The sequence below is a fragment of the Pedobacter ginsengiterrae genome (assembly GCF_039537385.1).
Taxonomy (GTDB): domain Bacteria; phylum Bacteroidota; class Bacteroidia; order Sphingobacteriales; family Sphingobacteriaceae; genus Pedobacter; species Pedobacter ginsengiterrae.
In genome coordinates this window covers 146,744-171,072 of record NZ_BAABAK010000004.1, presented here as the reverse complement: position 1 = coordinate 171,072, position 24,329 = coordinate 146,744, and the positions used below count along the sequence as shown (strand labels likewise).

The 24,329-nt window shown below is 35.1% G+C and carries 22 protein-coding genes; 1 reads left to right on the top strand and 21 read right to left on the bottom strand.

Features of this window, described 5'->3' with window-relative positions:
- Positions 1-25: 25 nt before the first annotated feature.
- The 18 genes from ABD692_RS05470 to ABD692_RS05385 form a co-directional block, all read right to left on the bottom strand.
- Positions 26-424, bottom strand: a complete 399-nt coding sequence (locus ABD692_RS05470; protein ID WP_316761750.1) for a DUF983 domain-containing protein — start codon at positions 422-424, stop codon at positions 26-28.
- A 4-nt stretch (positions 425-428) separates the two neighbouring features.
- Complete coding sequence (locus ABD692_RS05465; RefSeq protein ID WP_344765661.1) at positions 429-701, bottom strand: hypothetical protein; 273 nt, start codon at positions 699-701, stop codon at positions 429-431.
- 97 nt (positions 702-798) lie between these two features.
- The gene (locus tag ABD692_RS05460; RefSeq protein ID WP_344765659.1) at positions 799-1,341 is read right to left on the bottom strand and encodes a DUF420 domain-containing protein; all 543 of its coding nucleotides are present in this window, start codon (positions 1,339-1,341) and stop codon (positions 799-801) included.
- A 51-nt stretch (positions 1,342-1,392) separates the two neighbouring features.
- Positions 1,393-2,091, bottom strand: coding sequence for an SCO family protein (locus tag ABD692_RS05455; RefSeq protein ID WP_344765657.1), 699 nt, complete (start codon positions 2,089-2,091; stop codon positions 1,393-1,395).
- On the bottom strand, positions 2,091-2,444 hold the full coding sequence (locus ABD692_RS05450) for a cytochrome C oxidase subunit IV family protein (protein ID WP_316761760.1): 354 nt from the start codon (positions 2,442-2,444) through the stop codon (positions 2,091-2,093). The genes ABD692_RS05455 and ABD692_RS05450 overlap by 1 nt, the downstream gene beginning before the upstream one ends.
- Positions 2,445-2,468: 24 nt before the next feature.
- Positions 2,469-3,176, bottom strand: coding sequence for a cytochrome c oxidase subunit 3 (locus ABD692_RS05445; RefSeq protein WP_344765655.1), 708 nt, complete (start codon positions 3,174-3,176; stop codon positions 2,469-2,471).
- Positions 3,177-3,207: 31 nt separating this feature from the next.
- Positions 3,208-3,774, bottom strand: a complete 567-nt coding sequence (locus ABD692_RS05440; RefSeq protein WP_344765653.1) for a cytochrome c oxidase subunit 3 — start codon at positions 3,772-3,774, stop codon at positions 3,208-3,210.
- Between the two features lie 18 nt (positions 3,775-3,792).
- Positions 3,793-4,701 carry a heme o synthase gene (cyoE, locus tag ABD692_RS05435; RefSeq protein WP_316761768.1) on the bottom strand — a complete coding sequence of 303 codons (909 nt, stop codon included), beginning with the start codon at positions 4,699-4,701 and terminating at the stop codon, positions 3,793-3,795.
- Positions 4,702-4,712: 11 nt separating this feature from the next.
- Entirely contained in the window at positions 4,713-5,771 is a 1,059-nt protein-coding gene (locus tag ABD692_RS05430; protein WP_344765650.1) for a COX15/CtaA family protein, read from the bottom strand.
- Between the two features lie 83 nt (positions 5,772-5,854).
- A complete protein-coding gene (locus ABD692_RS05425; protein ID WP_316761775.1) occupies positions 5,855-7,735 on the bottom strand; it encodes a cytochrome c oxidase subunit I in 1,881 nt (626 codons plus the stop codon).
- A gap of 23 nt (positions 7,736-7,758) precedes the next feature.
- Positions 7,759-8,991, bottom strand: coding sequence for a cytochrome c oxidase subunit II (locus tag ABD692_RS05420; protein WP_344765646.1), 1,233 nt, complete (start codon positions 8,989-8,991; stop codon positions 7,759-7,761).
- Positions 8,992-9,058: 67 nt separating this feature from the next.
- Positions 9,059-10,282, bottom strand: a complete 1,224-nt coding sequence (locus tag ABD692_RS05415) for a quinol:cytochrome C oxidoreductase (RefSeq protein WP_316761783.1) — start codon at positions 10,280-10,282, stop codon at positions 9,059-9,061.
- Between the two features lie 16 nt (positions 10,283-10,298).
- Positions 10,299-10,904, bottom strand: a complete 606-nt coding sequence (locus ABD692_RS05410) for a c-type cytochrome (protein ID WP_316761785.1) — start codon at positions 10,902-10,904, stop codon at positions 10,299-10,301.
- On the bottom strand, positions 10,876-11,412 hold the full coding sequence (locus tag ABD692_RS05405; RefSeq protein ID WP_316761788.1) for a DUF3341 domain-containing protein: 537 nt from the start codon (positions 11,410-11,412) through the stop codon (positions 10,876-10,878). The genes ABD692_RS05410 and ABD692_RS05405 overlap by 29 nt, the downstream gene beginning before the upstream one ends.
- Positions 11,413-11,414: 2 nt before the next feature.
- Positions 11,415-12,887 (bottom strand): NrfD/PsrC family molybdoenzyme membrane anchor subunit, encoded by a 1,473-nt coding sequence (gene nrfD, locus ABD692_RS05400; protein WP_316761791.1) that lies wholly within the window; start codon positions 12,885-12,887, stop codon positions 11,415-11,417.
- Positions 12,888-12,913: 26 nt separating this feature from the next.
- Positions 12,914-15,934, bottom strand: a complete 3,021-nt coding sequence (locus ABD692_RS05395; RefSeq protein WP_344765641.1) for a TAT-variant-translocated molybdopterin oxidoreductase — start codon at positions 15,932-15,934, stop codon at positions 12,914-12,916.
- 48 nt (positions 15,935-15,982) lie between these two features.
- Complete coding sequence (locus tag ABD692_RS05390; RefSeq protein WP_316761798.1) at positions 15,983-17,275, bottom strand: c-type cytochrome; 1,293 nt, start codon at positions 17,273-17,275, stop codon at positions 15,983-15,985.
- Positions 17,276-17,529: 254 nt separating this feature from the next.
- Positions 17,530-18,510, bottom strand: coding sequence for a deoxyhypusine synthase family protein (locus ABD692_RS05385; RefSeq protein ID WP_057931708.1), 981 nt, complete (start codon positions 18,508-18,510; stop codon positions 17,530-17,532).
- A 231-nt stretch (positions 18,511-18,741) separates the two neighbouring features.
- Here ABD692_RS05385 and ABD692_RS05380 point away from each other — a divergent pair, with 231 nt between their 5' ends.
- On the top strand, positions 18,742-19,872 hold the full coding sequence (locus tag ABD692_RS05380) for a BamA/TamA family outer membrane protein (protein ID WP_344765634.1): 1,131 nt from the start codon (positions 18,742-18,744) through the stop codon (positions 19,870-19,872).
- 21 nt (positions 19,873-19,893) lie between these two features.
- On the opposite strand, the gene ABD692_RS05375 is transcribed toward ABD692_RS05380, so the two are convergent.
- The 3 genes from ABD692_RS05375 to ABD692_RS05365 are packed head-to-tail and all read right to left on the bottom strand — an operon-like array spanning position 19,894 to position 24,210.
- Complete coding sequence (locus ABD692_RS05375; RefSeq protein WP_344765632.1) at positions 19,894-22,332, bottom strand: outer membrane beta-barrel protein; 2,439 nt, start codon at positions 22,330-22,332, stop codon at positions 19,894-19,896.
- Positions 22,304-23,845, bottom strand: a complete 1,542-nt coding sequence (locus tag ABD692_RS05370) for an N-acetylmuramoyl-L-alanine amidase (protein ID WP_344765630.1) — start codon at positions 23,843-23,845, stop codon at positions 22,304-22,306. Before ABD692_RS05370 ends, ABD692_RS05375 begins: the two co-directional genes overlap by 29 nt.
- Positions 23,842-24,210 carry a BlaI/MecI/CopY family transcriptional regulator gene (locus ABD692_RS05365; RefSeq protein WP_344765628.1) on the bottom strand — a complete coding sequence of 123 codons (369 nt, stop codon included), beginning with the start codon at positions 24,208-24,210 and terminating at the stop codon, positions 23,842-23,844. Before ABD692_RS05365 ends, ABD692_RS05370 begins: the two co-directional genes overlap by 4 nt.
- Positions 24,211-24,329 lie beyond the last annotated feature (119 nt).

Here is a 24,329-nt window from a genome sequence, read left to right as displayed (position 1 = left end):
TATATAGCTTCTAGCTTAATCGAAACTATGGATTATCGTAATATGGTTTATACTTTATATTGGGCGATAAAACATGGAGCAAAATCATTCTGGAATATCTATAATTGAATGGGTAAAGAATAAAGCATCCAGAAAAAATTGCAATTAAATAAGTCCAGAACGTATTATCTTCTAATGGGCCCACACATAAATAAGTAATGAAACTAACGATAAGCATTTCGATAACGTTCATTGCGTAACTTACATACATAGCCGCATAAAAATAGCCAGGTTCTATTTCTATTCGCTGACCACAGTGACTACAAATTTCTTTGGTGTGTTGAATATTGAAACCGTACATACTACCTGTAAAAATATTCCCTCTTCTGCAATGCGCACATTTTGCATGAACTATTGCATACAGTTTGGAAGTTTTTTCAGACATAATTCTAATTCATATTAATAGAATCTGATTTCATATTCAAATGAACATTTTTCTTACGATATTTTTTATACCAGATTATACCTACAACAGTTGCAAGCAAATAAGGAATAGCCAGTAAATACAAAACGCCAGTGTTTAATCCAGCAGCTTGAGTATTACCATTTTTAACACCTTGTTCGGCATTAATTGTGCACATAGCACACTGTGCATTAACTTTTGGAGAAATTGAAAAGATTAATGCGAATACTAATAAGATAAAAATTGCTTTTTTCTTCATCACCACAAATATACAGATAAACGCTTTGATGGACTTAAAAATTGTGTCATAAAAAAAGTCCAACTATAAAGTTGAACTTATTATTGTCTTATAGTGATTAATACTGATAATACGGCGATATCATCAGATAAACTACAACTCCTGTCACGGCTACATAAAGCCATAATGGAAAAGTAATTCTGGCTATTTTTCTGTGCCGATCAAATCTTTCTGCTAACGCCCTTACATAAGTTACCAAAACCAGCGGTATTATTGCAATTGATAAAAGTATATGTGTTAATAAAATGAAAAAGTAAACATATTTTATAGCTCCCTCTCCACCAAATTTTGTTGAAGGCGTTGTCATATGATAGGCGATGTACATCACTAAAAACAGTAAAGAACAGCCTATTGCTGTTTTCATTAAATTTTGATGTAACTGTATCTTTCCGTTTTTGATCGCCCAAACCGCAACCACTAATAATACAGCTGTTACACCATTAATACCTGCATAAATTGGTGGTAAAAATGGAAGTGGACTCACATCAAAACCTAAATCTTTTAGTTTAACTACGAAGAGAGCAGCAACTGCTACAGGTATAACAATTGATAATACAATGATCCACTTATTATATTTTTTTTCTATTGAGCTTTTTTCCATCAGATTAATAAACTTCAGGGATTTGATATTAATAATTTTGTTGGTTTGGTTTTATCTACCATCTTTTAAATTCCGCAGGTCTTCTGCAACAAGAACTTTGATTTCGTCGTCTAGTTTTGCTAAAGCATCAGGATTAGTTGGCTCATAGTAACCTCTAATTCTATGCTGATTATCTAAAAGGATAATTTTATTACCATAAATAAATTTAGTCTCCCCTGCTTCTTCATGATATATCATATCTAGTAGCAATCCATGGCGAATAAATGGATAGGTTAGCAAAGTATCTCCACTTAAAATATCCCATTTACCTGACTTTGCTTCTAAAGAAGAAACTAAATCTTTTAAGTTAGACGGGTTATCTTTAGGATTTACCGACAGGCTTAAAAACCTAATTAATGGATTTTTCTGGTATCCGTCAGCAATGCTTTTAACATTTTTATTTACATCTTTTAACGAGCTCTCTCTATAAAAAAGATTTAGAATAACAATTTTCCCTTTTAATGACGTCCAATTAATAGTCTCATTTTCCTGGTTAACTAAACTAAAATCTGGAACTGTATGGTAAATGGTATCAGGAATTTGTTTCCCTTTTACCGAATGAAAAGTTTTGGCAACAATCTTTTCGCCATAAATTGGAAGGCTCTTGTACCTGTTTTTAGCAAATTTGGGCAATAGGTAGAAAAACAAAAATCCTGGTATAGCTAATATGCTTACCAGGATTAAAGTTTTTTTTATTGAAATAGGTCTCATTAAAAATTAGGAGAATGATGGAATATAAAACCACCTTCTATTAGCATTAAAACTAAAAAGTAAATAATAAAAATAAATGTTACCGTTAATGCAAGTTGCAAACCTAGCTTTTCAAATTTTAAGTGCATAAAGTAAGCTACAATATAAAATGCTTTTACTAACGTTAAAGCGATATAAATATAGTTACCTATGTGTTGAGGGATATGTCCACCTGGAATTGCCCAAAGTGCGATAATAAACTCAATACCAGTGATTAAAGATAAAATACCTGCAACTTTCCAGATTTTAGCCTTATTCATTCCACCATGATCATCGTGCTCGTGACCTTCTGCTGTATTTGGATGTTCTGACATGTTAAATATTTTTAAAAATTAAAATTAAACCAAATAGAAGAATGTAAATACAAACACCCATACTAAATCTACGAAGTGCCAATATAAACCAACTTTTTCAACCATCAAATAATGACCTCTTTTTTCGAACGTACCATTAATCGTCATGACTAGAATAATGATATTAATCATTACACCACTAAATACGTGGAAACCGTGAAAACCTGTAATGGTGAAGAATAAGTTAGAAAACTGCTGAGCAGCTACTAAAGAAACATCTCCGTTAAATAAATGATGTAACTTTTCCGTAGTAGGAATTTCTCCCCATCCAAAACCTTCGTGGAATAAGTGAGTCCATTCTAATGCCTGACAGCCTAAGAACATAAAACCACCTATGATAGTTGCTACCATCCACCAAATAACTTCTTTCTTTGCACGACGGTGACCAGCCTCTACAGCCATTACCATAGTTACAGAACTTAAAATCAGGATAAAGGTCATGATACCTACAAAAACTAACGGTGCACCACTATCCATTACACCTGGAATTGATTGGAAAACCAAATCAGGATCAGGCCAGGTTAATTTAGAAAAACGCTGAGCGCCGTAGTAAATCAATAAAGATGAAAATGTAAAAGCATCTGATAAGAGGAAAAACCACATCATGATTTTACCATATTCTACCGACCACGGAGAACGACCGCCACTCCAAGGTCCGGTTTTAACTTGATCTAATTGTGATACTGAATTCATTGGGAAAAAGTATAATAGTTTGTTAACAAATTTAACGGTTCAAAAGTAAAAAAACATACAGATATATCCATAATATATCTACAAAATGCCAAAAAATAGAAGTAATTTCCATACGGAACTTATTTCTAGCTAAAGAAATATTCTTGTAGCTACCTACTAAGCTACTGGTTATAAAGCCTAAACCTGCAATAATATGAAATAAGTGCATTAAAGGCACTACATAAATAAATGATATCGCAGCATTATTTCCAACTAAAGTTGCACCAGTTTTAACCATGCTACCCCATGCGGCAAACTGCATAAAGCCAAAACCGAAGGCTAAAATAATGGTTAGCCAAAGCATTTTCCTCTGTAAACCAAAATTTAACTTTCTTAATGCTCTCGAAGCTAATGTTAAGGTAACACTGCTTGCTATAATTAATAACGTACTGTAAATAAAAGCATCTGGAAGCACTAATCCATGTCCTTTACCTTTCGAAGCTGCAAATACCAAATAATAACTGGTAAAACCGCCAAACATAATGGTAGATGAAACGACAAAAAGCCATACAATAAACTTCTTGGGCTTAGGGTCGAATATATCTGTTGTATTTTCCATTGTTAAAACCATAAATAATTATTTTGCTATAAAATCAAACATTAATACCAACTGTACCGCAGGTATATAAAAAAAAGAACAAAACATCAGCTTCTTTGCATCAACAAGTTCTCTACTCAAAAACAATTTAAAAGCTAACCAGCTAAAAATAGCTCCAGCTAAAATTGATAGTGCTGCAATGTAATAACCACCAAAACCATAAAAGGTAGGAAGTAAACTTACAGGAATTAATATTAATGTACTTACAAAGGTAACCAATGCGGTTGTTTTATCTCTTTTCTTTGTAGGAAGCAATCTAAAACCTGCTTTCTTGTAATCATCATCCAATACCCATGCAATTGACCAAAAATGTGGAAACTGCCAAACAAACTGAATGAGAAACAATATACCAGCAATGTAGTAATCAATTTCGTGAAACATTTCAGCCTTTAAGCTTCCAAATGCTGCCAAATAGCCAATAAGTGGAGGTAATGCACCTGGAATTGCTCCTACAAATACCGCAATTGGCGACTTTCTTTTCAATGGTGTATAAGCAAAGGCATATAATAATATCGAAAAGACTGAAAGTAATCCAGTTTCTAAATTTAGTTGTCCTAAAAGCCATGTACCTAAAAAGGCCATAAAAATGCCTAAAATCAAACCTTGTCCTGTAGTCATTCTTCCAGCAGGCATGGGTCTGTCTTTGGTGCGACTCATCAGTTTATCCAAATCAACCTCAATAATTTCATTAAAGCAATTTGCTGCTGCAGTAACCAAAAATCCACCAGCAATCAATATCAGCCAATTTCCCCAATCAATAGCAGGAATATGCCCTCTCCCAACCTGCATTTTCTGACCTATTAAAAAAGAAATAGATGCAGAGAACACTACCGTAAAGGAGAGTCTGAATTTAATGAGCTTAGAAAAATCTGAAAAAATTTGTTTCAACTTTCTTATTATTATTGTTTGTAAGTTCTTGTTCTATAAACCAACAGGAACAGATAAAACTGTAAACTAAATAGCATTGTCGAAAATAATATATGCAATGCTTGTGCAAATGGTGGTAAAGAAATATAAGCTAATATAAACCCGCTCAATACCTGAATTAGTAATGTTAATAGTATAAATCTAGCCGTTAATAAGGGAGCTGCTTTCCCACTAAATCTATCAATTACCATTTTATAAATTATACCGTTTGATATTACAACCAAAATGGCTAGGTCTCTATGGTAATTAAAAACTGATCCTACTTTAGAAATCCAAGTATTTCGTTCATTAAATAATAGCGACTTGGCAATAACATCAATAGCTTCTCGAACTTCAGTACCTAAAATAATCTGAGCAATACTAACGGCTAAAGTAAAAAACATAAAGCCTTTTAACCATGCTATTCGATACATAATAACCGAAGGCTCTTTGTGCAACTGCTTGGCGTAGTTGTAGGTGTAAATAGAGATTGCCAAAATCACTAAAGCCAAAAGCATATGAACAGTAACAACCCACTGCATTAAATTAGTTGAAACCACTATTGAACCTAGCCAAGCTTGATACCCAACTACAAAAACATTTAATACACTTAAAACAATTATTCGTTTGGCTGTTTTTTTATAAATAAACGAATAAGCAGCTGTAAGAAATAAAAATATTCCAGCTAAAACACCAGCTAATCTATTCAAATATTCAGTCCAAGTTTTAGCAGGATTAAATTCTTCAGGAACCGAAATAGTTTGATCGTGTCTAATACTATCTGCTAATTCCTTTTTGCCCATGCTTTCTAAATACTTGGCAAACTTCTCATTCTTCTTAATTCTTCCTGCTACATACTTTTCTTTGTAGTTTGCTGGCAATTGAGAAATATCAGTAGGTGGAATATACCGGTCGAAACATTTTGGCCAATCAGGACAACCCATACCTGAGCCAGTACTACGTACAATACCACCCGCAAGTATAACCAATAGCGTTACGATAATGGTTATAAGGTTAATTCTAATAAAACGTTGCTCCGATCTGCTGATCATATATCTATTAAGATGAAAAGGGTATCCGGATAAGCAGAAACTTAATCAGATACCCCTTTTAAAATTTTGTTAAAGCTATCTAACTAGCCCTTATTTTGTGTCACAGGATTGGCAGCTTCCCAGTCTTGTTGAATTTTTTCAGCTTCAGTATTTCCTTCAAAGTCATGAGGTAAGTTAGAGCTCATTGTTTGAGAGAAAGGAACCGTTTGAGGAATAAAATCTTCATCATGACCTGGTTTGCTATAATCGTATGGCCATCTGTAAACAGTTGGAATTTCACCTGGCCAGTTTCCGTGAATATGTTCTACTGGAGCAGTCCATTCTAATGTATTTGATTCCCAAGGATTTTGAGGTGCAACCTTTCCTTTGAAAACTGAGTAGAAGAAGTTAAATAAGAACGCTACCTGAGCCAAAGCAGCCAAAATAGCAGCCCAAGTTACAAATACGTTAACAGTTAACCATTTCTTCATAAATTCAAATTCTGTAAATGCATAGTAACGACGTGGAACACCATCTAAACCTAAGAAGTGTAATGGGAAGAAAACCAGATAGGCAGCAATAAAAGTTAACCAGAAATGCAGGTAACCTAATTTAGGATTCATCATTCTTCCAAACATTTTAGGAAACCAGTGATAAACACCTGCAAGCATACCAAATATAGCAGCAGAACCCATTACTAAGTGAAAGTGGGCAACTACAAAATACGTATCGTGTAAGTTAATATCTAATGATGCATTACCTAAGAATAATCCAGTTAAACCACCCGAAATAAAGAATGATACTAAACCAATGGCAAATAACATTGCTGGAGTGAAACGGATGTTACCTCTCCATAAAGTTGCTAAATAGTTGAATGTTTTTACAGCCGATGGTACAGCAATAATTAGCGTTGTAATCATAAATACGCCACCCAATAATGGATTCATACCTGTTACAAACATATGGTGACCCCAAACGATGAACGAAAGTACGGTAATACCAATTAATGAATAAACCATTGCATGGTAACCGAAAATTGGTTTGCGTGAATTTACTGAAATAACTTCTGATGAGATACCCAAAGCTGGCATAATTACAATGTACACCTCAGGGTGACCTAGGAACCAGAATAAGTGTTGCCATAAGATTGGAGAACCACCTTCATTAGGTAAAATATTCGTACCCATTACGATATCAGATAGGTAGAAACTTGTTCCAAAACTTCTATCGAATACTAATAATACAACACCAGCAACTAATACTGGGAATGATAAGATACCTAAAATAGCAGTTAAGAAGAAAGCCCAAATCGTTAAAGGCATTTTCCATAAATCCATACCTTTAGTACGCATATTTAAGATTGTACTAACATAGTTAATACCACCCATTAAAGATGATGCCACGAAAAGTACCATACTGATCAACCACATGGTCATACCTGTACCTGAACCTGGTATTGCCGTTGGAATGGCCGATAAAGGCGGATAAACGGTCCAACCGCCCGATGCAGGGCCAGTTTGAACAAAAAATGAACCCATCATAATCACACAGGCAACAAAGAAGAACCAGTATGAAAGCATATTAAGAAACGGCGATGCCATATCTCTAGCTCCAATTTGTAATGGGATTAATAAATTACTAAAAGTACCACTTAAGCCTGCGGTTAATACAAAGAATACCATGATGGTACCGTGAATGGTAACCAAAGCAAGATAGAAATCTGATTTGATACGACCACCTTCTGCCCATTTACCTAAAAAAGTTTCTAAGAATGGAAAGTTTTTATCTGGCCAAGCCAATTGAATACGGAATAAAATTGATAATACCATTGCAATAACAGCCATAATAATACCTGTTATCAAATATTGCTTGGCAATCATTTTATGGTCCATACTGAAGATATACTTCGAGATTAACGTCTCCTTATGGTGCCCGTGATCAGCGTGATCGTGATTGTGTTCGTCGTGTAATGCTATTGTTGACATAATTCTTTTCGCTCTTCGGTATATTATTTATTTAAGGCCATTTTGTTTGTATTCGCAGCTAATGAATCTGTAGCTGTCGAATCTGCTTCTGCTTTAACAGCAGTAGGTGCAACTGGCAAATTAAATTGTTTTCTTAAATCATCGTTTAAATACGTTTTCTGTTCTGCTAACCAGGTTTTGTATTCCTCTTCAGAAACTACACGTACAACTTTTTGCATATTATAGTGACCAGAACCGCAAATTTTAGCACAATAGAATAAGTAGTGAAAATTTGGATCGTTTGTTTTTTGCTGCATCTCTGCAGTAGTAATTGTAGGTGTAAACTCAAAAATAGTTTGCATACCTGGTACAGTATTTAATTGCACTCTGAAATGAGGCATATAGAAACTGTGGATAACATCTTTACTTGCTAAAAGAAGTTTTATTGGCTTACCTACAGGAATAACCATCTCATCAGCCATTTGATCATCACGAGATTTTATATCCTTAAAATCGATACCTAAAGTATTTGTAGCAGTAGTTAACTTATAGTTTTTATGACCTACAACTCCATCAGCTCCTGGATAGCGGATAGACCACTTAAACTGTTCTGAGGTAACTTCAATTTGAATCGGCATATTTTTAGGATCATCTACTTTGTAGAAAATAGATCTCCATGTTAAAAAGCCCATTAACACTAACACAGTTAAAACTAAAGCAGGAACTATCGTCCAGATTTTTTCAATTGTATTGTTGTGTGGATAGTAGTATGCTTTTCTTTTAGCAGAATATTTATACAAATAAGAAAAACCGAATAATAAGATGTGTGTAACTACGAAAACAATTGTTGTTATAATTAATGTTAAGTTAAACATCTCATCGATCCGTTTTCCGTGTACAGAAGCTGCATCAGGCAACAACATTGCGCCGTGAACTGTATATTCCCAATAAACACCATATAAACCTAAAACTAGGAATAACGCAAATAAACTTGCGTGTACTCTGTTCCAGTTAATGCCTACAGGCTTTCCTTGTGCTTCGCGGCTTAATTCATAAACTCTTATCGATTTACCGATAATTGCGATGAATAAACATACGGCCAGGAATATCAGTATATAAAATATTACTGATTTATAAACCTCGCCCATATCAACTTTTGTTGCCGCTGCAGCACCTGCTGCTGCATCTTGAGCAAATACGCTCGTGTTTGCAAAAACAGTAAGTAATACTGCTAGAGCTGCGGTCGTTTTATTCGTGATTAACTTTCTTAAACTCATTTTCTTAAAAGTAGTACGCTGTACTTCTATATAATAATTAAAATATTCGCTTTTATAAAATCATCAATTAAAGCTGATGATGCAAACTTTCTTGTAGTAAAGGGTGATTTTTTGCTATTAATGGTTTTTTACTAAGCGCTGTTAAAACCGTAAAGGTAAACAATCCTACAAAACCTATAGCAGTACCAATCTCAACAATTCCAAAACCGTTATGTCCATCTTCTACAGCACCTGGCATAATCATTTGATAATAATCTACCCAATGGCCTAATAATACGATGATGGAAACAAATAGTAACTTAACATCTGTTCTCTTATTATCTCTATCCATTAATAATAATACTGGCGCCAAGAAATTCATTGCAAGGTTTAAGAAGAACCAAAACTTGTAATATTCAAAACGTCTGTAGAAATAAACAGTTTCCTCTGGCATGTTTGCATAGTAAATTAACAAGAACTGTGCGAACCATACATAAGTCCAGAAGATAGAGAAACCAAAAATAAATTGCCCCAAGTTATGTAAGTGGCTATTGTTAACCCATTGCATATAACCTGCTCTTCTTAATAGAATAAGTATAATTGCAATAGTTGCTAAACTACTTACCCACATTGCTGCAAAGTTATACCAACCGAACATGGTAGAGAACCAGTGAGCCTCTAATGACATGATGGTATCGAAAGCAAAAATTGGAGTTGTAAAACCGTAAATCACTAAGAAGATACAAGCATTCTTAAAGCTCTTTCTGTACGAATTTAATCCACCTGCTAAATCTTCATTATATGAAAGCTTAACAAAAAGCATAGCAAAAATACTGTAAACACCTAAAAACACAACCTGACGCCCTAAAAAGAATGGTACGTTTAAGAATACTGATTTACCAGCGATGATAGAGTCATAGTGTGGACTGTTAGGGTCAGTTAAACCTTCAGCATTCCAGTGGTGATATAAGTTGTGTGTGTATAAACCTGCAGAAATAATTACAACAAGTATTACAGCAGCAATAGGCAATGTTTTTGCCATAGCTTGCGGTACACGTAAAATTGAAGCAGACCAGCCTGCCTGAGCAACAAATTGAATTGCTAGGAAAAACATACCAGACATACAAACGCATGCAAAGTAATATCCCATAAGCAACAGGTTGGCAAAAGTACGCTCGTGCATAACTTTATCACCAGCGATGAAACCATAAGCAACAGCAGCGATACCTAAAGCGATACCAACTATACTTAAAGTTTTAACTTTTCCTGTAAACTCAAATTGTTCACTAAAATTAATATTGTGAGTTCCCATTTATATTCTGCTTTACTTATTGTCCTTTTTGTAATTGTTGAACATACATCACCACTTTCCAACGATCTGTTGGCGAGATTTGCGAAGCATGCGAGCCCATGTTATTTACACCATATGTAATGGTATGATAAATTTTACCAGCGGTAAGATCTGCCATATTTCCACCTCTTGATGAAGCACCAGTTTGATAAGCAGGAACACCGTTAAATTTCTCAATTTTAACTAAATGACCTTGTCCATCTCCTTTTTCACCATGACATGGCGCACAGAAAACTACAAAAGAGTGTTTACCTTGTGCAAGGTTTGTACTATCTACTGGTAATGGATTTACCATTTTTGCACCAGCTTCATTGTAACCTTCTAAAGTATTAGGATATTTATCATATTCTTCAAAACCTACTGGTTTTGTATTTGCAGGTGGTAATTGTGCAGTTTTACCATCTTTAAAATTTTTGTTTGGCTGATCTGGATTGTAAGCAATCGGATCATACATGTTTCTGGCATATTCTAAACCAGTACTGCGTTTATCTTTACAAGCCGAAAAAGTAGCTGCAAAAGCGATAGCTAAAAACGCGGCATAAACAAATTTATTCTTATTCATAGCTAATGTACTTCCTTTCATTATACTTTACTTCTAAAGCACCGGCATCTTTTAATAAACCATCAATTACGGTGTGAGCTGCATTTTCGTGTGCATCTACTGCAATAACAAAGCGGTCATCAGTAGCACGTAAATCCATTACTCTTGGTGCTCTACCTGGAAATAAGTGTGTAGAAGCATAGTAAGTTAATACCATACCGAAAGCACAGAATAATACTGTAAGTTCGAACATTATCGGAATAAAATCCGGCAATGCAAATGATGGTTTACCACCTATGTTTACTTTCCAATCGATTACTGCACAAAAATAAATTAATGCAAAAGCTGCGCAGGTACCTGTAATACCAAAGCAAAATGCAGCGATATCAATTCTCGATCTTTTAACTCCTAATTTGGCTTCTATTCCGTGTATAGGCATTGGGGTATAAACATCATAAATACTGATGTTATTTTCCTGAAGTTTATCGATGCCATGCATCATTTCATCAGGATCGCCAAAGCTGCCTAAAATATATTTGATATCACTCATTGTTATATTTTTGCGTAATCTTCTTGTTTAACACTATCAAATTTTTCTAAAGACTCTATGTATTCTGCTACATACTCTTTATTCTCATGTCCTTCTTTAATTTGTTTCATCTTAGCCTGCTCACTTGCAGTTTTCAATAATAACTTAACCTCTGCTATAGCGATTGAAGGTAATACTCTTAAGAATAATAAGAACAAAGTAAAGAATAGTCCGATTGAACCCACGAACACACTTACATCAACCCATGTTGGATAAAACATTGCCCAACTTGAAGGAATATAATCACGGTGTAATGAAGTAACGATAATTACGAAACGTTCGAACCACATACCAATGTTTACTACAATTGATAAAATCCATGTTGCTCTGATGCTTAAACGGATTTTCTTAAACCAAAGTAATTGTGGAGAGATTACATTACAAGTCATCATCATCCAATATGCCCACCAGTAAGGACCGGTAGAACGGTTGATAAATGCATACTGCTCATATTCTGAACCAGAATACCATGCAATAAAGAATTCAGTTAAGTAAGCCACACCTACAATTGAACCGGTTAAGATGATGATTTTATTCATCGACTCAATGTGGAACATTGTGATGTAGTTTTCAAGACCTAATACTTTACGTGCAACCAATAATAAGGTTAACACCATCGCGAAGCCTGAGAAAATTGCACCTGCAACGAAGTAAGGAGGGAAAATTGTAGTGTGCCATCCTGGAATTACTGATGTTGCAAAGTCCATTGATACAATAGTGTGCACCGATAATACAAGTGGTGTAGAAATACCTGCAAGGATTAAAGACACAGCTTCGAAACGTTGCCAGGTTTTAACACTTCCACTCCATCCGAATGAAAAAATTGTATAAACCTTTTTGCGCATGCCTGTAGCACGGTCGCGAATGGTTGCAATATCTGGCAATAAACCTGTATACCAGAATAATAAGGATACAGAGAAATAAGTTGAGATTGCAAACATATCCCATACAAGTGGCGAGTTAAAGTTTACCCAAAGTGATCCAAATTGATTTGGTAAAGGTAAAACCCAATAAGCTAACCAAGGACGGCCCATGTGAGATACAACATAAGTTGCCGCACATATTACCGCAAAGATTGTCATCGCCTCTGCCGAGCGGTTAATGGAGTTACGCCAGTTTTGACGGAAGAGTAAAAGTACAGCTGAAATAAGTGTTCCGGCGTGACCGATACCTACCCACCATACGAAGCCGGTAATATCCCATGCCCAACCCACTGTTTTATTTAAACCCCATGCACCGATACCATTCCAGAAAGTGTAGCTTACTGCTACAACCCAAAGTAAAGCACCTAGTGAGGCAAAAATGAACCCAATCCACCAAGCTTTGTTTGGCTTATTTTCTACCGGCATTAAAATATCGTCCGTAATTTTTGCATACGTGATATTATCGCCGGTAATTAATGGTTCTCTAAGTATTGATTCGTTATGTCCTGACATAATTTGTATTTTCTTTATACTAAAGCTTACGCTTGTACTGTTGTATCTGTATTTCTAATTTTTGTCATATATCCGATACCTGGTTTCACGTTTATCTCTTCTAAAACGTAGTAGATACGCTCAGAACGTAAAGCTTTTGAAACCTCAGAATTAGGATCGTTTGCATCACCAAAAATGATTGCATTTGCTGAACAAGCTTCTTGACAAGCCATTTTAATATCGCCATCCTTTAATGGACGTTTCTCAATTTTAGCTTGTAATTTACCTGCCTGAATACGTTGAACGCACATTGAGCATTTTTCCATAACACCACGTGAACGTGTAGTTACATCAGGATTTAAAACCAATTGAGTAAACTCGTTATTTAAATAGTTATCGAAACGTGAATCGTTCCAGTAGTTGAACCAGTTAAAACGACGTACTTTGTATGGACAGTTATTCGCACAGTAACGAGTACCTACACAACGGTTATAAGCCATTTGGTTTAAACCATCTGATGAGTGTACCGTTGCCAATACAGGACAAACTGTTTCGCAAGGTGCGTGATCACAGTGTTGACATAACATTGGCTGGTGAACAACAGAAACGTGATCTAAATCTTCTAGATTAGCAATTTCTTTTTCTTTTGTAACATCACCAGTTGGTGTTTCGTAGCTATAATAACGATCGATACGAATCCAGTGCATTTCACGACGACGGCGAACCTCATCACGTCCTACAACAGGAATATTATTTTCTACGTTACAAGCCACAACACAAGAACCACAACCTGTACAAGCATTTAAATCGATAGCCATAACCCAGCTGTTACCTGGTTTCTCGTATTCATCCCAAAGGTCATAGTTTTTATGATCGCCCTTGTGATTACCTGCAGAACTATCTTTTAAGTATGCTGCGAATGTAGCTTCTTTAATTACTGCACGACCTTCGAAAGAGTGGTGAGTTTGTGTTTGTGCTAATTCGTAATATCCACCAGTTGGTGTAATGGTTACGTTAGTAGCATATTGCATTGTTCCATTTACAAACGAAATGAAAGGGAATGCGTTTTTACCAACATCATTACCTGCTTTACCAACTTTTGTACGACCGTAACCTAAAGCGATTGAAGCTGTTCCTTGCGCCTGGCCTGGTTGAATAAGTACTGGTAAGTCAACTGAATATCCGTTGCTTCCTTTAACAGTAACAACATCAAATTCTTTTATTTTTAATTTCTCTGCGAATTTAGGTGCAAGAGCAACATAGTTATCCCAAGTTACTTTTGAAACTGGATCAGGTAATTCTTGTAAGAATGCATTATTTGCATTTTTACCATCACGCATTGGGATGTTTTCGTAAACCTGTAATTCGATATCTTTTGTTAATGCTTTACTGCTATTTACAATTGAAGTTGCAACTGCTGCTAAAGACAGACTGAAGCTATATGCAGCTGCTGGTTTAGCAGTAGAAGTAACAACACCTTTTTCTAAAACATCAGACCAAGACATACCAAGTGCTGGTAACATTTTAGCCTCCCAGTTGCTGCGTACAAACTGATAGTAATCTTTAACTGGTGCATCAGCCCATGTTAATAAACTTTCTTCTGCCTGACGGCTGTTGAAAACTGGGTTGATTGTAGGCTGAACGATTGAATAATATCCTTCGTAAGCACTTGCATCACCCCACGATTCTAAATAGTTATGGTTAATCGCAATAGCATCACAAAGTGAAGCTGTTTCATCAGCTCTATCTGCGAAAGAGATTTTTGCAGGAACTTTAGCCAAGGCATCAGTAAATGCTTTTGTATTCATGAAATCGTAAGCAGGGTTGCTGTTTAAGAATAAAACAGCGCCAACTTCTCCACGGCTCATTTCAGCAACTAAACCATTAAATTCAGCATCGTTACCTGCGTATAAATAGCAAGGATTATCTAAATCGATGGTAGTACCATAACTACCGATAGCAGCGTTAATGGCATTTACTAAAATTTGAGTTGAAACATCGTTAGAACCACAAACTACTAACGATTTGCCTTTAGCTTGTGTAAGTTCTTTAGCAACTAATTTAATTACTTTATCAGCAGTAGTATTGTTACCCAAAGTTCCGCCTGGTAAAGATTGACCAGTAATTGCGTTATATAAAGCAATTAAAGCAGGACCTTCTTCTGATAATTTGATTGGTACACGTGTATCTGCATTTGTACCTGTTAAGCTCATTCCACTTTCAAATTGAATGTGGCGGCTCATTTTTTTACCTTCTAAAGATTTATAGTCACGGTTGGCAGTATATTGAGAAGTAAATTCCTCACCGCTAATCCATGTACCTAAGAAATCTGCTGCAAAACTTACAATTAAATCTGCTTTATCGAAATTGTATTTAGGTAAAACTGCTTTACCGAAACTATTTTGATTAGCCTGAATGATACCAGTATAAGAAACCGCATCGTATTGAACCAACTTAGCCGCTGGATATTTAGCAACAAACTGCGCTAAAACAGCATTTGTTGATGGACTGCTTACTGTTGATGCAACAATACGAATCTTTTTACCTGAAGCTTGTGCTTTTGCCAACTCGCCTTTTACAAAGCTGTCGATCTTCGCCCAAGTTGTTTCTTCATTTTTAAGAACTGGTGCTTTTAATTTGGATACATCGTATAAATCTAAAACCGAAGCTTGCGCTCTTGCATCCGTACCACAGTTAAATTTACCTGCGTTTGGATTTGGTTCTATTTTAATCGGACGACCTTCTCTTGTTTTAACTAAAATACTCTGGCCGTTAAAGCTAGAAGTATAGTAGTTAGGAATACCTGGAGTAACCTCTTCAGGTTTTACCAGGTAAGGAATAGATTTATGAATCGGGGCTGTTTGACATGCCGCCAAAGTAACTGCACCTAAACCAAAACCTAACGCCTTTAAAAAGTCGCGGCGTGGGGTAACGGTACTTAACCCTGCTTCATTTAAAACATCTTCTATTGGAAGTGGCTCGGCGAATTCGTTTTTGCTATTTTTAACAAAATCGGGTGTATTGTTATACTCCTCTAAGCCTTTCCAGTATTTTTTATTGCTTTCCATTTAAGCTATATTACTGTTTATCGAACGTTCTTACTAAAACTCTAACTATTAATAGTGGCACTTACCACACTCTAAACCACCCAATAACGCTGGTGTAATTTTCTCGCCTTTTTTAATTTTCTCATGCGCTTCGATAACCTTAGCGTAGAAAGCATTATTTTTCTGACCAGAAATATCAGTTTCCTTATGGCAGTTAATACACCATTTCATGGTTAATGGAGAATATTGATAAATTTCTTCCATTGTATTAACAGGACCATGACAAGCGAAACATACAGGCTCTGTTGGTTGTAATCCTTTTGCTTTACGAATTGCATCTTCTGCAACAACTACGTGTTGAGAGTGATTGAAGTAAGCGAAATCAGGAAGATTGTGTACACGTACCCACTCCATTGGTTTTTCTTTACTCTTATCGTATTTCTGCGTTTCAGGATCGTAACCCAAAGCATTGTAAATTTTCTTAATCTCAGGAGAAACTTGACCATCTTCCGTTCTTGCTTGTACCGCTTTGTGGCAGTTCATACAAACATTTAATGATGGAATTGAAGCGTTTTTAGATTTAAATGCACCCGAGTGACAGTACTGGCAATCGATTTGATTGATACCTGCGTGTAACTCGTGTGAGAATTTAATTGGTTGTACTGGTTGGTAACCTGTATGAACACCAGTGTTCCACATACCCATCCAACCCCAAGAACCTAAAGCAATGATTAAACACAAAATGAAGAACATAACAAATTTCTTGTTTTTGAACATTTTGCGAACACCAACCTTTAATGGCACATCTTCTTCAATCTCGATACCTTGTTTTTGTAGAATTAAGCGTTCTAATAATTTAGAAGCACGACCTAAGATTACTAAAATCACGATTGCAACTAAAACTATTGCAACGATACCCGCAATAGATAAACCTGAAGTGGTATCATCTTTTGGAGCAGCAGCACCTTCAGCACCAGCTTTCGGCTTAGGCTCGCCTTCCTTAATGTAAGCTAAAATGTCTTTAACCTTCGCTTCGTCCAATTCTGGAAAAGCAGTCATTGCTATTTTACCATTCTCATTGAAAAGCTTAACAGCTGCAGGATCGCCAGAAGCAATTAATGCACCACTGTTCGGAATCCACTTTAAAAGAAAATCTTCAGGGTGACGATCGCTCACACCTGTTAAGGCAGGACCAATCATTTTTGCATCTAATGCATGGCATGATGTACACTTCGCCTTGAAAAGTGTTCGTCCAGCTGCAGCATCTTGTGCATTAACGGTAGAAACCGCAATTACAGAAATGGCTGAAAACAGGAATAACGACTTCCAAACGTTTTTTAAAATCATCGAGATATCTCTCATAATGAACACTTTATACTTATTTAATTTACTTTTTGTTGTGAAATTGATGCTTGGGATGCAATATCCCCATCAAAACTTGAACAAAAGTATAACTTATTAATAAATCCCATGACATAATACTGACTTGAAATACAATTTATAATCATTCTAAACAAATGCAGTTTCAAGCCAATCAGTAAACAAAAATGCCTATTTTCGAAGTTAATCTCCAATAGGCATACTCAAAACCAATTTGGTTTTGACATAAATTCTGATTATTGTTTTAATATCCAGGCAAACATTAAAGGCGCTACGATTGTAGCATCACTTTCTACAATGAATTTAGGTGTATGAATATCTAATTTACCCCAGGTGATCTTTTCGTTCGGTACAGCACCAGAATATGAACCGTAAGAAGTTGTCGAATCAGAGATCTGGCAGAAGTAACTCCAGAAAGGAATATTTTCCATTTCCATATCCTGATAAAGCATAGGAACAACGCAAATCGGGAAATCGCCAGCAATACCGCCACCGATTTGGAAGAAACCGATTCCTTTTCCACCGCTGTTAGCAATATACCAGTCGGCTAACCAACCCATATATTCAATACCGCCTTTAACCGTTGTAGCAGTTAGCTCTTTTTTCATTACGTAAGAAGCAAAAATATTACCCATTGTAGAATCTTCCCATCCAGGTACAACAATTGGCAAATTCTTTTCAGCAGCAGCAAGCATCCACGAATTTTTTGGATCAATTTCATAGTATTGCTCCAAATCACCGCTCAAAAGCATTTTATACATAAATTCGTGAGGAAAATAGCGCTCACCAGCCGCTTCCGCATCCATCCATATTTTTTGAATGTGCTTTTGTAAACGACGGAAAGCCTCTTCTTCAGGTATACAAGTATCGGTAACGCGGTTGTAATGGTTTTCTAATAAATCCCACTCATCCTGCGGACTTAAATCTCTGTAATTAGGTACACGTTTGTAGTGTGAGTGCGCAACAAGATTCATAATATCTTCTTCCAGGTTTGCACCTGTACAAGAAATAATAGCCACTTTATCCTGACGAATCATTTCTGCAAGTGAAATACCCAATTCGGCTGTACTCATTGCACCAGCTAAAGTGATCATCATTTTCCCACCCTCATCCAAGTGTGTCTCATAACCTTTAGCTGCATCCATCATTGCTGCAGCATTAAAATGGAGGTAATTACGCTCCATGAACTGAGATATTGGTCCTCTTGTATTACTCATTTTGTTTTGTATTGTTTGCCGCAAAAATAGGCAAACCGTTTGCAATTTGCAATTCGCTTTCACTTATTGGATTTAATGATCCATTTGTTACAAATAGAATTGGCAAGCAGCTCACCCAATACTCATAATTAGATTTTGATTGGGCTGACCTTAAAAACATATTCCATAATATCAATACCAGAGAAATCATCCGATGACAAACGAACTAAAATATTTTCTTTTCTTTGCACTATGAAAAAACTGGTTATTTTACTTTCTTTAAGTCTGTTTTCTTTTTCGGGTTGGGCACAAATGAAATTGATTAAGAAAATGCTGTCGAATGAGAAAGATACAACACGAAAAGCCAGTTTTTTACCAATACCTGCTTTTGGTTATTCTCAAGAAACAGGCTTTGAATTTGGTCTTGGCGCTATTTACTCTTATTATACGGATAGAAAGGATACAATCACTAGAAGTTCCAATTTCTCGGTAAATGGCACTTACTCAACAAAAAAAACCTATAATGTTGCCTTAAAAGGAGATGCTTGGTCGCCTGGAAATAAATACCATTTTATTGGCGATGTTCGTTTTAAAGAAATGCCTTTTAACTTTTATGGAATAGGAAATACAACGCAAAAAACGGACGAAGATAAATTGGTTATGAACCAGTTTAAAATGCTGTTTGATGCAGAAAAAAATCTTTTAAAAAATGCTTACACTGGTGTATCCTTGGGTTTTGAAACTTATAAATTTACTGATCAGGTAACTGGAGGAATTTTCAGCAACAACCCTGCAATTTTAGATAAAGATGGTGGCTCGGTTGCTTACCTTGGCTTAAGCCAAAGTTACGACACGAGAAATTCGAACAATTACCCGAGTAAAGGTTTCTTCGGTAGAGTTACTTATCAATATGCGCCAGATTTTTTTGGTGGAGATAGTTTTACAGGAAGCCAGATTAAGGTCGACCTTAGAAGTTTCTGGTCGATTAGTAAAAAGGTTATTTTAGGTGTACAAGGAATTTATTACACCATACAAAGCTCTAAAACACCATTCTACTTACTTCAGCAATTAGGGAATGACCAAATTATGCGGGGTTATTATGGCGGCCGCTACCGTGATGAGAATCTAATGGCATCGCAATTAGAATTACGTTATCGTTTTATGAACCGCTTTGGAATCGTAGCCTTCGCAGGTGCGGGTAAAGTTTTCAATAATGGAAATTTTGATTTTAAAAGCTTGAAACCTAATTATGGTTTTGGCGGAAGATATTTCTTCGACACTGCAAAAGGACTTAGCGTACGTGTTGATTACGGAATAGGTGAAAAACTAGTAAATGAAAAACGTCAAAGTGGCTTTTACATCAGTTTGGCCGAAGCATTTTAACAGCGGGATTTTCACATCAAATTATTGGCTTCTTCTTCGCTCCTCTTCGTTACCTGCTTTGGCAGTTCTCTGTTTAAGCTTATCGCTTCCAAAATTATACCTAATGGTTAATCTTAGCTGACGGCTATCGTAATAGTTGTTGTACTCCTGTTTAAGGTTATTAATCAAACTACTAAAACGATACTTATTCGTTTTTAAAACATCAGTAGCATTCAAAGCAATTTGCAGCGTTTTATTCATCAATATTGTTTTCAAACCTAAATCTAAATTATACTGACTTTTATTTTTATTCAAACCATCTATAGTTGGAAACTGATACCAGAAACTTACATCGCCCAAAAATGTTTTGGATTGGTTAAATCTGAATTGATTTATAGTCGATACGTAAGCCCCATAACCTTCTACCCTATTTAAGGTTTGCGGAATATTGGATTTAAAAACAGAGTAGAATACATCAAGCTGATTTGTACTATCAAACCATTTTATTTCGCTAAAAGTAACAGCATTACTAATTTGATAATTGTAACCCGTTATAAAGTTAACGGGCTTCAAAACCTGAATATTTGAATTCGCATTAATAAAATTAACATCGTTATAACCGTTGGATGTATGGCTATAAGTGAACGTAGTTGAAAAAACACTGGCGTAATTATGTGCTATTTCTATATTATTATTGTAAGATGGCTGCAATTGAGGATTACCTTCTGCATAAGCATATTGATTACTATACCACCTAAAAGGATTAAGTTTTTTATAAGCTGGTCGGTTAATTCTTCTGCCATAATTTACTGAAAATGTACTTTTATCATTTAACTTATAACTGAGGAAAGCGGTTGGAAAAAGTTTAAAATAATTGTTAGAATTAATGTTGTCTAACGAAACGCCTTTGATCTGCGTATGTTCTCCACGTAATCCAAGTTGAAAACTCCAATTTTTTACACTCTTATTCAGATCAAAATAAAGCGCCTGTGTATTTTCCTGGTAGTCGAATAAGTTGCTCTGTTCGGGATTTAATTTATAAATATCATTTACCGATTGATAAAACGCAACATCGCTTTCGTTTTTAATAAAACTGAGTTTGGAACCGAATGATAAAGTAAAAGGTTTGTAAGGCAAATCAACATCTATCTTTAAAGTAAATAAGTCTATATTTTGTTTACTTGTGGATAGATATTCAGCAAATGAACCAGGAATAACCAATCCATTTCCAGTATAACTTGTATTATCAAACTGTCTGCTTTTATCATCTTTATACTTAAACCAGTCGCCATTTATGGTAATTTGTTTACCTGCAGAATCTAAGGCTTGTTTAAAATAAATATTTACAGCATTATAATGAGAGCGAATTTTTGCATTTGCATCCGAATTAAGGAGTGAATCTAAACTTGATGCGTTATTAAAAATGCTGGTAACAATTTTCTCCTCTGAATGAAAATTGGTAAACCCGCCATTATAGGACAATCCTAAAATCGCTTTCTTAGATAGTTGATAATCTATTCCTATTTGGCCAGAAGGAACCGTCCTGAAATTTCGATCCTTATTAATAATGTTCCAGGTTTGGTTTGGGTAAAAAACATTACTTTGTTCAAAAGGAACAAGCGATCCCTTTCTAAAATTAAGGTTCGAAAAAATGGTAATTTTATTCTTTCGGAAATTTAAATTTCCTCCAGAAGAAAAAGTAGGATGAGCAGCTTGGTTAAAGCCCGCATTAACGGAACCGCTAAAAAGTTCAGTTGAAACCTTTTTTAATACGATATTAATTAAACCACTGTTTCCCTGGGCATCATATTTGGCAGGCGGATTAGTTATAATCTCTATTTTTGAAATATTATCTGAGGAAATAGATTTCAGATAATCAGATAAATCATCAGCGGTTAACTGAATGAGCCGATCGTTAATCATTACATTAACAGTGCCCTTCCCTACTAAAGAAACTTTATCATTTAACACCCTAACCCCAGGTATTTTGGCAAGTAGTTCTAATGCATCGGTTCCAATTGCTGCAATACTATTTTCGGCATTGAAAACAGTTCTATCTATTTTCCTTTCAATTATATTTTTCCTGAAACTGATGTTTACATCTTTAAGGTTGTTCGAAATTTCATCAACAGTTACATTGATAATCGTATCGCTTTTTAAATTGATAATCCTTTTCTTTTCCGTAATAAATAAACCTGAGTAGAGGACTGAATATGCTCCTTCTTTCAGATTATTTAAATTGTAAACGCCTAAACTATCTGTTTGGCTATAGCTTATTTGCTTATCCCCATTAAAAATTTTAACAATTACAAATGGCAAATCATCATTTTTAGCATTTGTAACCTTACCCGAAATTTTAAATTGCGCCTGAGCGTTTAAAATATTGAGAAATAAAAAAGATAGAAGTATAAATCCTTTCATTAACACTTCGTGGTCAAGGTTTGCATTGCCGTTAACATCCCGCTTTAAAGAAAGATTCAAAACCATCTAAAATTAAGTTGCTAATTCGACGTATGTTCTTCTCATTGTTAATATAATTTAAACTCTTTCCATCGGCAATATTGCCCATTTCGATTAAAACAGAAGGCATTTTAGAATCTCTTAACAAAAGTAAATTAACATTCCCTAAAGAATCTCTTACCGCCATTCCGTCAAGGCGATTAAGTTTACTCAAAATACCAGTTCCTAATCTTTCGGCACCTTTAATATTTCTATTTAATTTTGAAACATAAACTTCGATACCGTCAAAAGCTTTATTTGCAGTTATCGGCTTTGAATTATGGTGAATGGATATAAATGCAGTTCCCTGCTGCTTAGGTAAACGATCTCTCAGAGATAGAAATCTGTCGTCGCTTCTCGTTAACACAACCTTTATTCCTCTTTTTAACGCTTCTTCTTTTAAAAACATAACAGCCCTTAAATTCAAATCCTTTTCTTTTTGGCCATCTAATGCTACCGAGCTATTATCCTCGCCTCCATGTCCAGCATCAATAATAAGTACCTGCTCTTCCATTAAGTTATTGTTTTCAACAATACCATTACTTAGAAAGTAATTCGTTTTTGAAAAATCTACCTTTCGCGTGCTTTGTAGTTGGTTTGACATCCGTTCTTTTTCTACTATAACTTCTTTACGATTAACAAAAGCAAAAGAACAAACTAACACCAAAGGAATTACAGCAAAATAGGTAAGTCTTTTAACTGGATTGTTTGGCTTTTTGTACATCATCATAATTCGATTTTTTAGTGGAAGTTTACTAAAGTTATTTGCAACAGAATTATTAGTTTGACTCGCCAGATTTAGCAATAATGAAGCATAAACATTTTTATCAATGGTTTCAGAAGCCTCTTCATCAGCTAAAAACTCATGATTATTATCTATCGCTATTCTCCATAAATAAATTATAGGATTAAACCATAAGATACAACAAGCTATATTGACCAGTAACTTATCGAAGCCGTGCCCTTGCTTAACATGTACCGATTCATGCCTGATAACCATTTTTTGTTCTTCTATAGTAAGCGAAGAATCGATAATTATCTTATTTAGAAAAGTGCAGTTTTTTATTTTCGAATTCTTTTTAACAAAAACAACTGAACCTAATTTCAACATTTCGAACTTGTTAATGGCATACCTGATGTAACCCATTGTGAGCAAAATCCTTAATAGAAAAGCGATTAAAACTGCATAATAACCATATTCAACGATCTGTTTCCAGTTATGAGGTTGAGCGACATTGGCATTATCATCATTAATATTTTCCTCGAAAGAAATATAGTTGCCGTAAGCAGCTTTTAATTCAGTCGCTTTATTATCAACACTCACTTCACGTTTGTTCTCGATGGTTAATGCTGGAATAATGAAACTAACCATAAGCGCAAACAGCAAATATGTTCTGTTTAACTTAAAAAAGGTAAGCTTTGCCAGCAGCAATTGGTAAGCTGCGAAAAATATTGCGATACAAGCCGAAACTTTTAACAGATAAATTAACATCATAACATAGAATTTTGGTCGATAATTCTCTTTATTTCTTCAATATCCTTTTCATTAAGCTTTTCTTCTTTTACCATAAACGATAATAAACTAGCTGGTGAACTATCAAAATAGCTCGAAAACATCTTAGAAAAAGTTGTCTTAGCATATTCATCTTTCGTAATAGCAGGAAAGTATTCGTAAGTTTTTCCGTAAGCTTTATAGCTTAAATAACCTTTTTTTTCTAAAAGCCTTACTATCGAAGAAATGGTATTGTATGGTGGCTTTGGCTCTTCATCGAGTTCTTCGATTACATCTTTAACAAATGCCTTTTGCAATTTCCAAAAAACCTGCATAATGCGTTCTTCGGTTTTGGTTAATTCTTCCATAACCCAAACTTATAACTTATTTTTCAGGTATACAACTTAAAAATAAGTTACATTACTGATTTTTAAGTTAAAAAAATAATAAACTGATATTTAGATAATTAATTTGAATATTTAGAGAA